Origin of the sequence: Manganibacter manganicus (assembly GCF_002075885.1) — a bacterium.
GTDB lineage: Bacteria > Pseudomonadota > Alphaproteobacteria > Rhizobiales > Rhizobiaceae > Mesorhizobium > Mesorhizobium manganicum.
On sequence record NZ_MDET01000042.1, the window covers coordinates 1 to 12,449 of the forward strand.

Consider the following 12,449-nt stretch of genomic DNA (forward strand, 5'->3'; position numbering starts at 1 on the left):
GGGGACCATGAGGATTTGTGTGGCAGCTACGCTGCGGACTGGTTGTCGGAATTTCGGTGATTATCGTTTGCCATGCCAGGATACCACTTCTCGAAGGTCGACCGTAGCGAGCCGTCGAGGGTCTGCGTTCGCGTTTGCAGCAGAAGATGCGCGCCTGTCCGGCTCCATTGCATCTGCTGCTTCTTGGCGAAACGCTTGCTGACAACGGCGTTGACGGTCGCCTCGACGAAAGCGGATGATATCCGCTCTCCGGACCGGTAGCGTTCGCCATAGTTGATCAGGCTGGCGTGGTTTGATCCGATATAGAATCGGAATTCGCCAATCACTGTCAGAAACTTTTTCATGTTCGGGTAGTCGGTTTCCGTGGCTTCGGCATCGTCGAGCAGCCAATCGATCTCCTCACGCGCCCGGTAGGTGTTGCCATGCCACAGATACCATTTGATCCGGGTCAGCATGTCCAGCAGGCCGTTGCCGGCTTCCTTGTCATGATGGCGAAGGCCTTGGGCGAACTGGCGAAGCACAGTGATGCGCATGGTGATGTGGAACCAATCCAGGACATGCTCGCTGGCCGGGGCGATCATTTCGGCGAGCGAGCGAACTTCCTCGCCGCCGTCGGTGATGAAGGTAATATCCTGATTGGCCTGCACGCCCTGCTTTTTAAGATGGTCGAGGATTCGGCGCTGCGGCTTGCGGTCGTAACCATGAACGAAGCCGATATAGCGCGGCTCACCGTCCTCGGGCAGGGAGCGGCCGACGATCAGCTCGAAATTCTTCTTCCGGTCGTCACGATCCCGGATGTAGCCACCATCAAGGCCAATGACAATGCGGCCGTCGGGAATGGGCAGGTTCGTCCAGTCTTGCGGACACGAATCCTGCATGAAAGAGACGCGCTCTTCCGTCAGCTCCCGCTCAATTCGGGCAGCCGTTTTCAGCGCATGCTGCCGCACCGTCGTGGCGTTGATCCCGCAGTCGATCGGCAACACATCGGCCAACAACTCGGCTGCAGCGGCATATGGCACGAGCGAAGCCCAGCGCGTCTCGAGATACAGCCGCTCGGGTGCAATGTGATCGGGGATCAGTTGCCGCAACGGCGACACCGTGCCCGGCCCATTGCGTCCTTCACTTTCCGGCAGCGCGTATCGCGGACTCCTGAGCCGGACATCGCCGAACAGAGTGTGGAAGGTGACGGGATAGTATCCCTTGTGCCGCAACCGGCGGCCGTCCGTCTCACGGTTTTCCGCTAGCCATAGGTTCACCTGCGTCTCCACCATCTTCTGCTGAAGCCCGGCAAGCAGGGCTTTGCCCTCGGCGAGCGATAGGCCGAGATCCTCCGCACCCGTTGTGATCTTTGTCATGTCGGCGATGATCTCCCGACCGATCTCCTCGCCGTCGTCACCGATGAGTTCCATGACGATCCGAACCTGCATGCTGCATCTCCTTGCCGGGTTTTCCAGAACGGGCGAAGTGGAAAGCTCATCGCGTCCGATCCGCGTATTTCTGCCCTCCGCTTTCGCCGGCAACGGTGATATCTCTCACCAGTTAGCAATCCGAAAATCATCTGGTAAACCATCATGACCTCGATCGAGCGTGCCGCCAACGCCGTCGCCACAATCCTGATCCGGGAAGGGATCGACTACCTGCAGAGCAAAGCGGTGATCAAACGGGCCCGCGCGCAGGCCGGTCTTTCCGCGCCGCCGGAAAAGAGAACGTCAATCAACCGGCTCACGATCGAGGAAGAACTGGCTTTCATTGACCAGGCCTACGAGGCGAGCGGCGCGACGGGCCTGCTGCTTCAGACCCTTTTGGAAACCGGCTTGCGCGTTTCCGAATTCACCCGCCTGCGCATCGAGGATGTCAGCCTGGCAGAGCGCGTGATCGTCGTCGTGCGCGGAAAGGGATCGAAGCACCGGGAAGTCCCCATCCGGCGGGAACTGACACAGATGCTGCGGCTTCATATCGGCACAAGGCGTGCCGGCCCCCTGTTCCAGAGCCGGGAACGGGGCAAAGGATCGCTGCCCTATACCTACAGCCGCCAGCGCATCGGTCAGATCGTCCGGCAAGTCGCTCGCAAGGCCGGGATCACAAAGCGGGTCTATCCGCATCTTTTGCGGCACACGATGGCGACAAAGCTGTTGGCGCTCGGCATGGACATCACCGACGTCCAGCGCTTCCTCGGCCACGAAAACATCACCACGACACGGCACTATGCGGAAACGACCGCCGCGACCCTGCGCCGAAAGTTCGATCAGGTCACCGCGCCAGCGGCACGGTCGTTGCTCTCCGGCATCCGGCATGAGCGTGGTGACGACGTTGCCCTTCTCGCCGCCAATCTGCTGGCGAACAATCGCGGTTCAAACGGTGAAGTCATATCTGCTGATGCATGAGGGTGAGATGCTCCTCCTGCCGCAGGCGCTTGTTCACCGTCTGCCGCTCGAACGTCCTGCCCAAAAGAGCGTTGCGCCTGTCGATGCGGAGAAGCAGTTCCCGGAATTCCTCAGCCCGGTCGGGATCATCGAGGATCGCGAAGGATCTGGTCTCGCTGATGTCCGCGAAGAACTCCAGCGCACTGGCGAGGTCCTCATCCAGTCCAAGTCCGAGCGCTTCATCTTCCTGCAGGATCCAGGCCTCAGGCCCGTCGCTATCCTCCGGCGGGCAAGTTCCGGCACCGCCGATGCAGCAGGGATAATGGATTTGCGGCTTGGCGGCGCACTGATGTTCCAGCCGCACCTCATGCTCCCACGGAACATTGAGATCGTATTCGTACAGGAACCGGCTTCCGGTGCGCAGCTTCAATGCGTCAAGTCCGATGTCCGGCGGTTCCGCAGTCAATTCCCATGAGCCATAGCGGACCGTGTGCACGACAAACTGGTAGAGATGGATGCCTTCCCAGCCCATCGCGACCTGAAGAACGCCGTGAAACTCGCGCAAGGTCATGGTCGCCGGCACCTGCACCCGCCGCCAAACCATCGGGCTCAGTCCCTTCAGCCAGATGCGGAATTGCAGGACCGTCGGCGTCGTGTCCGGCGTCTGGGCACCCTCGGAACGCCGGCTCGACCGACGCGGTGGTTTCAAGATGGCTGGCCTCGGTGAAAATCACCGCCCACCCTATACCGATTTTACCCCAGGGACGGCACCGCCACACAAATCCTCATGGTCCCCTATGCTCCACTGCCCCTCGGAAAATGCCTTTCTGGCGGCCGACCAGGTCATCGCCCGCATCACACCCAATGTCAGCGTCTGGGCGGTCGATCCGGAGGGCGATCCGCTCGGCCTCTATCTCAGATCGCTCGAAAACATCACAAGGAATGTCCCGGATGAGGTGCTTGTCCTGCCGGGGCATCAGCTGCCCTTCCATGGGCTTCACGAGCGCTGCCGACAGTTGACCGGCCATCACCAAGAACGCTGCAATTTGATTGAAACCGCTTGCCGGCAGAAGGCGCACACGGTAGCCGATCTCGTGCCGGTGCTGTTCCCGCGGCCGCTTGATCCGCATCAGCTTGGCTTTGCCTTCAGCGAGGTGCACGCTCACGTCAACTCCATGCTGAGGTTAGGGAAGCTGACACAGCGCACGGATAGTGACGGGACCGTTCGGGTTACCGTTTGAGCCAATCAGGGAGACAGCCGAAGGGTAACCGGCGGCCCGTGCCTTATTCTTTTCTGAAACGAAGATCTGGAATGACCGCCGGCCGCACCTGCGCCCTCACGCATCTGAGGTAATTATTCAGCTCATATCACAAACCAGCCGAAATCCTTGGTGCGATGTGGAGCTGTCCGGCGTATTGCCGGTGCGTGCTGCTATCCTGTAACGGTAGCAATAGCTTAAGTGGCAGAGGAAAGAGCCACCTTTTAGAACCTTCATGCCGCGCTTTGTCTCGGCCTGCCGTCGCAGCGCTCTGCTCAATGAGCGTATTTTGAATGGATCGGCTGTCCATTCCCATACATTGCCCAGCATGTTGTGAATACCGGCCGGATTGGGCGCGAAACTCCCCTCGGGAGCCGTTCTGAAGTAACCGTCGGCTGCGATATTCACCGCCGGAAACTCGCCCTGCCAGATATTGCACGGCAGGAAATCGGTATCATCGGGTTCCCTGTCTCCCCAAGTGAAGCGGACATCGCCTTGGCCCGCACGCGCCGCATGTTCCCATTCGATTTCCGTCGGCAGCCGCCCGCCGCACCATTTCGCAAATGCCGCAGCATCGCGCCAGGAGACGTGAACGACCGGATGGTTGGCGCGATCCTTGATGCCGGAACCAGCCCCTTCCGGCTGGCGCCAGTTTGCGCCGTCGACACGGCGCCACCAGGTCAGGTTCGGGATCGGCGACGCTCGCGGCGCGTCCAGGTGGAATACGTAGGACCAGCCGAACTCTTCCGCATGAGTCCGGTAGCCCGTTTCGGCAACAAATTGCGAAAACCGCCGGTTGGAAACGGGATTTTTGTCGATCCTGAAGTCGGCCAGAACGGCTCTCTCGACGATGGCTTCGCCATCCACGACGTAGACGGGTTTGTCGGTTCCCCGAAAAGCCGTACCGCCCGAGATCAATACTGTGTCGCCGGCATGCAGGGTTCGAGATCCCCCGGGGATGGCGGCGCGCGGCGCCGAGGCGGTGTGGTTTCCCGGCATGCAGCAATTTGGAAGGTTGCTGTCCATCACTTGACGCTGCCGCTTGTCAGGCCGGACACGATATGCTTTTGCGCGAAGACCAGAACCAGGATCACGGGGAGCGAGATGATGGTCGCTGCCGCAGCCAGGTTGTTCCAGTAGACACTCAGGCCGCTGATCAGGTCAACCAGCGCGGTTGAAACGGTTCGGTTCTCGCCTTGCAGCAGCGTCAGCGCGAACGGGTATTCCCCCCATATAAGCAGGAATGCCATCAGTCCGACCGTCACCATTCCGACCTTCGCTGACGGGATGAACACCTTGCGGAAGAACTGCCAGTCCGAGCATCCGTCGATGCGCGCGGCTTCATCAATTTCGATGGGAACGGAATAGGCGAAGCTCAGGCTGAGTAGCGCCGCGAAGGGCAGGAAGAAGACGATCAGCAACAGGATGTAGCCGATTGCCGAATTGTAGAGCCCAAGCCAGCTCAAAGCGAGATAGACCGGTATGATCAATGCCGGCCCTTCGAAGAGCTGTATCACGATGAACAGAAGCTGCACACGCCCGACCCACGGCCCGCGCATGCGCGACAGCACATAGCCCAGCAGGAGCCCCAGCAGCATAACGCCGGTGGCCGCGAAGCAGGCTATCACCGCCGTGTTCAGGAAATACCGGAGCCAATCCGTCGAATACCCCTTGCTGAGCCAGACTTCACGATAGGCGTCGAAAACCAGCTCTTTCGGGAAGAATGTCAGCGGATACTGGTAGACTTCCGCCACTGACCTGACGGATATCAGGACCAGCCAGATGACCGGGAACAGGATGACCGTCAGCAGGATCGCTGCGACGCCCAACTCGAAAGCCTTCGACAGCAGATAGCCGGTCCGCGACGAGCCAGTGTTCACGATTCCCTCCTGGCCGCGCGGAGTGCCCGCACATACACAATCCCGATAATCACGAGCAGTGCGGCATTGAGCAGGCTCGCGGCGGAAGCGAGCCCGACATTCCCGACATCAAAAGCCATCCGGTATATGTAGGTCGGGATCGTCTCGCTCTGCCCGATCGGTCCGCCGCCGGTCATCACATGCACGAACACCAGATTGTTGGCGACCCAGATCGTCACCAGCAACACCATGGTCAGCGTCTGCTGGGTGATACCCGGCAGGGTGATATGCCAGAAACGCCGCCACGCCGACGCGCCGTCGATCGCCGCCGCATCGTAGAGCGATTGATCGACCGTCTTGATCGCCGCCGCCGTGACCAGCGCAAACATCGGGAAAAGCCTCCAGACGATCGCGAAGCACACGGTATAGAGGGCGAGCCCCGGCGAGCTGAGCCAAGGCACCGGATCGGCCAGGAAGCCGATTTGTGCGAGGGTGCTGTTGAAAATCCCGTTCTGCGTCTGAAAGAACCATCTGAAGAGCGCGGCGGTGACCACGCCCGGCAGCACCCAGGGCACGAGCATGAATGCACGCGTGAATCGGATTATGGCGCCGTCCCGGGACAGGAAGAGGCCGGTCGCGATGCCCAATATCGTGATGAGCACGACGCTGACGCCGATCCAGATGAACGTGTTCAGCAGCGCGGTGAGGCTCTTGGGATCGGAGAATATGAAGGTGAAATTGCGCCATCCCACATAACTCGTCGGCACGAGAGTGTAGATGTCGACCTCGTGCAGGGCGTAGTAGACCAGACTGAGGAACGCGAAGACCATCAGCGCCGATATAATGGAGGTCGGAGGCAGCAGCACGTAGCGTCTGAAAGCCCGGCTCTGGCCGTGCAGAGCGGCCTCCGGATTACCCTCGGGGAGTGCGGTCATTGCGTGCTCCTTCGACCAAAAAGCCGGCGCCGCGATCGGCCGCGGCGCCGGGTTTTGCAAGTCACTTAGCGATGGCCGCCTTGGTCGCGTTCTCCACGTCAGCCGCCGCCTGCTCGGGCGTCACGACGCCGAGCACCACGCCCTGCAGGGCCTCGCTGAAGCTGCGCCGCAGGTCCGGATATTCGGGGAAGAAGGGGATGCTGACGACGTTGTCGAACAGCGTGCCTTCCTCGTAGGCGGCGGCAAGCGCGGGATATTGCTGCTTGAATCCCTCCGACCGGAGCATCGCGTGCGCGGTGGGAACCCGGCCCTTAACCTCGGAGCCATCCCAGCCGTAGTGCTGCTTGGGGTCGAACCAGTAGTCGAGATATTCGACCGCGAGTTCCTTGTCGTCGGTCTGCGACGTCACGAGGAAAAGGAAGGGAGCGTGGGCTTCAAAGGACGCCGGAGGGAAGCTGCCCGTCACCTTGTCCGGCTTGGGGAAGCTGATCATGACCGCCGGAAAATCCGCGGGAACCTCGTAGTCCGTCTGGATGATCGGCGCGAAGGACTTGGTGATGACCATAGCCGCTCTCCCCTGGTAGAAGAGCTGAAGAGCGTCACGGAAATTCGCGTCGACGATCCCCTGTGGCGCATATTGGGTCAGATCCTTGACAAGCTGGAAAGTGTCAACCAGCGCCTGACCGCCCATTGCGGGCTTCCCGTCGTGATCCAGCCAACGTCCGCCATTCACCGGTATGATGGACTGGATGATGTCGGTGTCGAGTGTCGTGGTGCTCGCCGCGAAGACGATGCCGGCGACGCCATCCTTGTTGAGCGCCTTGGCCGCCGCCCGCAACTGGCTCCATGTTCTGGGGGGCTGGACGCCTGCGGCCTCGAGCATGGCCGCGTTGTAGATGATCACCGGGCTCAGATCGACGAAGGTGGACATGCCGTAGGACTTGCCGCCATATTTTCCGAGCTCCCACAACTCCTTGGGATAGTTGGCGGCCCAGCCCACAACCTTGTCGGCAGCGATCTCGTCGAGCGGCAAGACAGCGCCAGCCTCGGCGATTTTGCCGAGGACCGTGTTGTCGGCGGCAAGCACGTCGGGAAGGTTTCCGGCTATCGTCGCCGTCGAAATTCCCTGCGCGCGCGTTTCCCAGTCCTGCGATTCCCAGGTTACCTTCCCTCCCGGGAAACCCTCGTTGATCTTGGTGAAATAGTCCCGCTCGGCCTTCGGGCTACCGTACTTCCAGACCTGGAGCTCCTGGGTCTGTGCGGACGAGCCCAGGGTCGCAAGGCCGAAAAGAACGGCGCCCCCCAATCCTAGCATCATCGATCTGGTTGCGTTGAAACGAGTCATTACTTCCTCCCTTACAATGCGCGCGCCTGAGTCTTAAAGCTGTTGCCGTTCAATCGGCGGCCGAACCTCGCCGGGCGGCGCGCAGGATTCCCTGACGACGAGTTCCGTTGGAATGTTGTGGACCGCGCCGGCCAGCTCCGAGTGGCCCGACAGGAGGGCGACAATGGCCTCGGCGGCTAAGCGTCCGACCCGCGCGATGTCGCGACGCACGACCGTTATCGGCGGACGGTAGAGCTGGGTGATGTCGATGTCGTCGCAGCAGATGATCGAAAGATCGTCCGGTATTGAAAGGGCGCAGGAATTGATCACCGGGAGGAGGCCTAAAAGCAGCGGCGTGCCGCCGGTGATGATCGCGGTGGGGCGATTATCGCGCCGCAGCAACGCGGTGCCAGCTTTCTCTCCATATTCGCGGCTGAACGAGCCGTGGAAGACCAAGTTCCTGTTCACCGGGATGTGCCTGGCTTCGAAAGCCCGTTCGTATCCCGCCACGCGGGCCCGTCCTGCGGAAACATTCTGGCTTCCCGTGATTATCGCGATGTCGCGGTGCCCGAGATCCAGGAGATATTTTGTGGCTTGCTCCACGCCGGTCACGTGATCCGTCATGACCCGAACGCTCGGCGCCGGCGATTCACGATCGAGCACGGCGACAGGGACACCGCGCGCGGCCGCCATCTCGACGATATGTGCGCCGCTGTCGATGCTCGGGCTCAGGATCAGGCCGTCCACATCCTGTTCAAGAAACGAGCGAACGATTTTGAGCTCGCGTTCGGGATGGTCGAAACTGTTGCGGATGAGCAGCGAAAGCCCTTCCGCGTCCAGCACGCGCTCGATGGCGACGGCTGCAGTAGAGAACAGCGGATTGGAAATATCGCGAACGCAATAGCCGATGTTCCGCGAACGGCCGGTCCTGAGATTTCGCGCCCACGCATTGGGCTGATAGTTCAGCTCCTCGATCGCCTTGAGGACCTTGCGCCGGGCTTCCTCGCTGACATTGCCCTGATTGTTGAGGACGCGCGAAACCGTGCCCACGGCGACGCCAGCCCTTGCCGCAACGTCCTTGATCCTCGGCTGGGTGGACATCGCCGCTTCCCGCCTACGGTCGCAGGGATGCGCCGCCGTCGACGGTCAGCACCGCGCCGTTGACGAAGGAAGCGAGATCGCTGAGCAGGAAGAGAACGCCGTTGGCGATCTCGACCGGCTCCGCGAGGCGGCCCATCGGCACGCCGCGCAGATGCGTGCCAAGCTGCTCGTCGCTCAAGGCGCCGATGATCATCGGCGTCGCGGTGGTTCCGGGGCAAAGCACATTCGCTCGAATTCCCTCGGAACCGAACTGGACCGCGAGACCGCGCGTCAGCGTGATCACGCCGGCCTTGGCGGCGCCGTAATGGACCGCGCCGACGCGGCCGCCGGTGAACGCCGACGGGCTGGTGAAATTCACGAACGCGCCGGTCCCGGCTTTCAGCATGACCGGTACCGCGGCCTGACAGATGCGGAAGATGCTTGCGAGGTTCACGTTCAGCGACTCGCTCAGCACCGCGTCCTCGACATCCAGGAACTCCGTCCGCCTCAGGACCGCCCCCGCATTGACGACCGCGTCGACGCGCCCGAAACGCGCCAGCGTCGCCTCCACGAGCGTATGGCCGACTTTCGGATCGCCGAGATCCGCCGCATGGCTGCCGACGGAAGCCTTTTGAGTCTCCGGTACCCCGGCCAGAGAGGCGGCGGCGCGCTCCAAGCCGGACTGATCGAGGTCGGTGAGCAGCAGCGACGCCCCTGCCGCTGCCAGGCGCGCGCAAATTGCGCGGCCGATCCCGCCTGCGGCGCCCGTGACAACAACGACCTTGTCCTTGAGATCGATCTGGACAGTCAATGACATCTCCTGTTGGAATGCATTCCAACCACTATCCTGAATTTAGAAATCATGGCAAGCCTGAAATTGCGGAAAACCATATTGCTACTGACCGAAGCCCATGATAGGGCTCGGGAAAATTTGGAATGCATTCCAAGTGGATGGAGGGTTGCTTGTCCGATTCACGCGACGATCAAAAGAAGAAGCCGAACATCGTGTGGTTCTGTACCGACCAGCAACGCTTCGATACGATCGCGTCGCTGGGAAATCCTCATATTCGGACGCCCGCCATCGACCGCCTCGTTCGAGGCGGCGTGGCCTTCACGAGGCATTATGTCAACGGCGGAGTAAAATCAGGCCACGCGGCGGCGTAAAAGTCGGCCACTTCGGCGCGCGCATGAGACGTCCGGGAGGGCGTAGCCCGAGCGGGGGTCTTATGCGTGCGCGGCGATTTTTGGAGGGTAGTTCAGCCGGCCTTTCGGGCGCGACTTTGCGCGAGGCGATAGCTGTCGCCATTCATCTCGAGAATGTTGACGTGGTGGGTGATGCGGTCGAGCAGCGCGCCGGTCAAACGCTCGGACCCCAGGATTTCCGTCCATTCGTCAAACGGAAGATTGCTGGTGATCAGCGTGGCACCCCGTTCGTAGCGTTGCGAGATCAGCTCGAACAGCAATTCCGCGCCGGTCTTGGAGAGCGGCACGAAGCCCAGCTCATCGATGATGAGAAGCTGGTAGGCGGCCATCTGTTTCTGGAACCGTAGCAGACGCCGCTCGTCGCGCGCTTCCATCATCTCGCTGACCAGCGCAGCGGCTGTCGTGAAGCCGACGGACAGGCCCTTCTGGCATGCAGCCAAGCCGAGGCCGAGCGCCACATGGGTCTTTCCCGTGCCGCTGGGACCAAGCGCAATGACATTCTCGCGCCGCTCGATCCATTCGCAACGCGCCAGTTCCAACACCTGCATCTTGTTGAGCTTCGGGATGGCGGTGAAGTCGAAGCTGTCCAGGCTTTTGACGACCGGGAACTTTGCCGCCTTGATGCGGCGCTCGACCTTGCGGCGATCCCGTTCGATCATCTCCCTTTCGGAAAGCCGGGTGAGGTATCCGACATGATCGACGCCCTCGGTGGCGCATAGCCGAGCCAGCTTCTGGTATTCGCGCTGGAAGGTCGGAAGCTTGAGGGCTTTGAGATAATGGGAGAGCAGGATCTCGGGCACGTCAGTGCTCATGCCGCTTCCTCCCCATGCGCGGAAAGCAGTCGCATATACGCCTTCGCCGATGTCGTCTCGACCGTCGCCCTCGGCAGGTATGGGTAGATGGACAGGTCCAGTCTCGGCGGCCGGCGCTCCACCCGACACAGGATCAGATGCTTGACGGCGTCGAAGCCGATTGCTCCGAGTTGAAGGGCCTGCTTCACTGCCGTATGCAGGTCCGCAAGCTCGAAGCTCTCCAGCAGGCGAAGAACCTGCACGTACTCACGCCGGCCATGTTTTGCCATACGGCCTTCCATCAAGCGGCGCAGCGTGGCGAACTCTTCGGGCAGGTTCCAGCCCTGGAGAGGTGCAGCCTGATCCAGCGAATTGATCTTCTGTTCGATCAGCGGCAGGTAATGCAGTGGGTCGAAGACGACGTCTTCCCGCTCCCAGCTTCGGGGATGGCGAGCGATGATCTCGCCGCGGCAGCCGATCACCACCTCGTCGACATAGCCCCGGACCCAGACATCCTGATGGCCATAGGCGACCGGGACGGAATAGTCGTTGGTCTTGTAGCGGACAAGCGACTGGGCCGTTACCTTGGCGCTGGCCTGATCACAGGCATCGAAGGGCGAGGCCGGCAACGCGCGCATCGCGGCCAGATCGCGCTGTAGCCGTTCCCCGATTGTCTCGTTCTCGCCGCGCAGCCTGTCGCGCTGGCGCTTGCGGCATTGCTCTTCAAGCCAGGCGTTGAACATCTCCCATGTCGCAAACTGCGGGATCGGCACCATGAAGTTGCGACGGGCATAGCCGACGAGACCCTCGACGTTCCCCTTGTCGTTGCCTTTGCCAGGCCGGCCGTAACGATCCCGGATCAGGTAGTGGGACAGAAACCCGCTGAATAGAGTAGCGCGCTTGCGGGTGCCGTCGGGCAGGATCTTGGCCACGAGGCAGCGGTCGTTATCGTAGACGATCGATTGCGGTACTGCGCCGAAGAAGGCGAACGCATGGATATGGCCGTCCACCCATGCCTCCGACACAGCCGCCGGATAGGCCCGCACATAGCAGCCGTCGCTATGCGGCAGGTCGAGCACGAAGAAGTGCGCCTTCCGCTCCACACCGCCAATGACGACCATCGCCTCGCCAAAATCGGCCTGCGCATGCCCTGGCGGATGCGACAGCGGCACGAACACTTCCTGGCGACGCTGCTCCCGCTCGCGCATGTAGTCCTTGATGATAGTATAGCCGCCGGTGAAGCGACACTCGCCACGAAGCCGGTCGAACACCCGCTTGGCCGTATGGCGCTGCTTGCGCGGCACCTTCATGTCCTCATCAAGCCAGTGATCGATCGTCGAAACAAACGCATCCAGCTTAGGCCGCCGGATCGGTGACTGACGCTGATAGCCCGGCGGCGTCGAATACGACATCATCTTGGCCACGCTATCGCGCGATATGTTGAAATGCTTTGCAGCCTGACGCCGGCTCATTCCTTCCGAGCAAGCCAGACGGACCTTCAGATATAATTCCACGGTGTAGATCCCCAACCCTCCTGCATTCGTCGCAGAAGGAAAATAGGTGGCCGGCTTTTACGCCGCCCGAAGCGGGACGATCCCGCCGCTACCGTGGACTAATTTTGCACCGCCGCTCTCA

14 protein-coding genes are annotated in these 12,449 nt (G+C 61.3%); 3 read left to right on the forward strand and 11 right to left on the reverse strand.

Annotated elements, in window-relative coordinates:
- Nucleotides 1–26: 26 nt before the first annotated feature.
- On the reverse strand, nucleotides 27–1,427 hold the full coding sequence (locus tag BFN67_RS19035) for an ISKra4 family transposase (protein ID WP_080919177.1): 1,401 nt from the start codon (nucleotides 1,425–1,427) through the stop codon (nucleotides 27–29).
- Nucleotides 1,428–1,571: 144 nt separating this feature from the next.
- On the opposite strand from BFN67_RS19035, the gene BFN67_RS19040 reads away from it, so the two are divergent.
- Nucleotides 1,572–2,384 (forward strand): tyrosine-type recombinase/integrase, encoded by an 813-nt coding sequence (locus BFN67_RS19040; protein WP_080919176.1) that lies wholly within the window; start codon nucleotides 1,572–1,574, stop codon nucleotides 2,382–2,384.
- Here the strand turns inward: BFN67_RS19040 and BFN67_RS19045 are convergent.
- Nucleotides 2,365–3,072 carry a plasmid pRiA4b ORF-3 family protein gene (locus tag BFN67_RS19045; protein WP_245295193.1) on the reverse strand — a complete coding sequence of 236 codons (708 nt, stop codon included), beginning with the start codon at nucleotides 3,070–3,072 and terminating at the stop codon, nucleotides 2,365–2,367. The genes BFN67_RS19040 and BFN67_RS19045 overlap by 20 nt on opposite strands.
- A gap of 76 nt (nucleotides 3,073–3,148) precedes the next feature.
- Nucleotides 3,149–3,529: a hypothetical protein gene (locus BFN67_RS24150; RefSeq protein WP_139789258.1), complete on the reverse strand. Its 381-nt coding sequence runs from the start codon at nucleotides 3,527–3,529 to the stop codon at nucleotides 3,149–3,151.
- Between BFN67_RS24150 and BFN67_RS25155 the strand changes: the two genes are divergently transcribed.
- The gene (locus BFN67_RS25155; RefSeq protein ID WP_342587458.1) at nucleotides 3,464–3,604 is read left to right on the forward strand and encodes a hypothetical protein; all 141 of its coding nucleotides are present in this window, start codon (nucleotides 3,464–3,466) and stop codon (nucleotides 3,602–3,604) included. The genes BFN67_RS24150 and BFN67_RS25155 overlap by 66 nt on opposite strands.
- 117 nt (nucleotides 3,605–3,721) lie before the next feature.
- Here BFN67_RS25155 and BFN67_RS19055 read toward each other — a convergent pair whose 3' ends face one another.
- From BFN67_RS19055 to BFN67_RS19080, 6 genes are all read right to left on the reverse strand, one after another.
- Nucleotides 3,722–4,648, reverse strand: coding sequence for a formylglycine-generating enzyme family protein (locus BFN67_RS19055; RefSeq protein WP_139789260.1), 927 nt, complete (start codon nucleotides 4,646–4,648; stop codon nucleotides 3,722–3,724).
- A complete protein-coding gene (locus tag BFN67_RS19060; RefSeq protein WP_080921101.1) occupies nucleotides 4,648–5,502 on the reverse strand; it encodes a carbohydrate ABC transporter permease in 855 nt (284 codons plus the stop codon). The genes BFN67_RS19055 and BFN67_RS19060 overlap by 1 nt, the downstream gene beginning before the upstream one ends.
- Entirely contained in the window at nucleotides 5,499–6,416 is a 918-nt protein-coding gene (locus tag BFN67_RS19065) for a carbohydrate ABC transporter permease (RefSeq protein ID WP_139789259.1), read from the reverse strand. Before BFN67_RS19065 ends, BFN67_RS19060 begins: the two co-directional genes overlap by 4 nt.
- Before the next feature lie 61 nt (nucleotides 6,417–6,477).
- Nucleotides 6,478–7,722, reverse strand: coding sequence for an ABC transporter substrate-binding protein (locus BFN67_RS19070; RefSeq protein WP_158083541.1), 1,245 nt, complete (start codon nucleotides 7,720–7,722; stop codon nucleotides 6,478–6,480).
- A 72-nt stretch (nucleotides 7,723–7,794) separates the two neighbouring features.
- Nucleotides 7,795–8,841 carry a LacI family DNA-binding transcriptional regulator gene (locus tag BFN67_RS19075; protein ID WP_080921104.1) on the reverse strand — a complete coding sequence of 349 codons (1,047 nt, stop codon included), beginning with the start codon at nucleotides 8,839–8,841 and terminating at the stop codon, nucleotides 7,795–7,797.
- Between the two features lie 13 nt (nucleotides 8,842–8,854).
- A complete protein-coding gene (locus BFN67_RS19080; protein ID WP_158083542.1) occupies nucleotides 8,855–9,631 on the reverse strand; it encodes an SDR family NAD(P)-dependent oxidoreductase in 777 nt (258 codons plus the stop codon).
- A 152-nt stretch (nucleotides 9,632–9,783) separates the two neighbouring features.
- Between BFN67_RS19080 and BFN67_RS19085 the strand changes: the two genes are divergently transcribed.
- Nucleotides 9,784–9,984, forward strand: a complete 201-nt coding sequence (locus tag BFN67_RS19085; RefSeq protein ID WP_245295342.1) for a sulfatase-like hydrolase/transferase — start codon at nucleotides 9,784–9,786, stop codon at nucleotides 9,982–9,984.
- Between the two features lie 92 nt (nucleotides 9,985–10,076).
- Here BFN67_RS19085 and istB read toward each other — a convergent pair whose 3' ends face one another.
- Together istB and istA are read right to left on the reverse strand one after the other, a co-directional pair.
- The gene (gene istB / locus BFN67_RS19090; protein ID WP_080920594.1) at nucleotides 10,077–10,835 is read right to left on the reverse strand and encodes an IS21-like element helper ATPase IstB; all 759 of its coding nucleotides are present in this window, start codon (nucleotides 10,833–10,835) and stop codon (nucleotides 10,077–10,079) included.
- Nucleotides 10,832–12,328: an IS21 family transposase gene (istA, locus tag BFN67_RS19095; protein ID WP_139789217.1), complete on the reverse strand. Its 1,497-nt coding sequence runs from the start codon at nucleotides 12,326–12,328 to the stop codon at nucleotides 10,832–10,834. The genes istB and istA overlap by 4 nt, the downstream gene beginning before the upstream one ends.
- Nucleotides 12,329–12,449 lie beyond the last annotated feature (121 nt).

Coding starts and splice junctions, on each gene's coding strand:
- BFN67_RS19075 (WP_080921104.1), bottom strand. CDS start 8,841: ATGTCCACCCAGCCGAGGATCAAGGACGTTGCGGCAAGGGCTGGCGTC.
- BFN67_RS19065 (WP_139789259.1), bottom strand. CDS start 6,416: ATGACCGCACTCCCCGAGGGTAATCCGGAGGCCGCTCTGCACGGCCAG.
- istB (WP_080920594.1), bottom strand. CDS start 10,835: ATGAGCACTGACGTGCCCGAGATCCTGCTCTCCCATTATCTCAAAGCC.
- BFN67_RS19035 (WP_080919177.1), bottom strand. CDS start 1,427: ATGCAGGTTCGGATCGTCATGGAACTCATCGGTGACGACGGCGAGGAG.
- BFN67_RS19040 (WP_080919176.1), top strand. CDS start 1,572: ATGACCTCGATCGAGCGTGCCGCCAACGCCGTCGCCACAATCCTGATC.
- BFN67_RS19055 (WP_139789260.1), bottom strand. CDS start 4,648: ATGGACAGCAACCTTCCAAATTGCTGCATGCCGGGAAACCACACCGCC.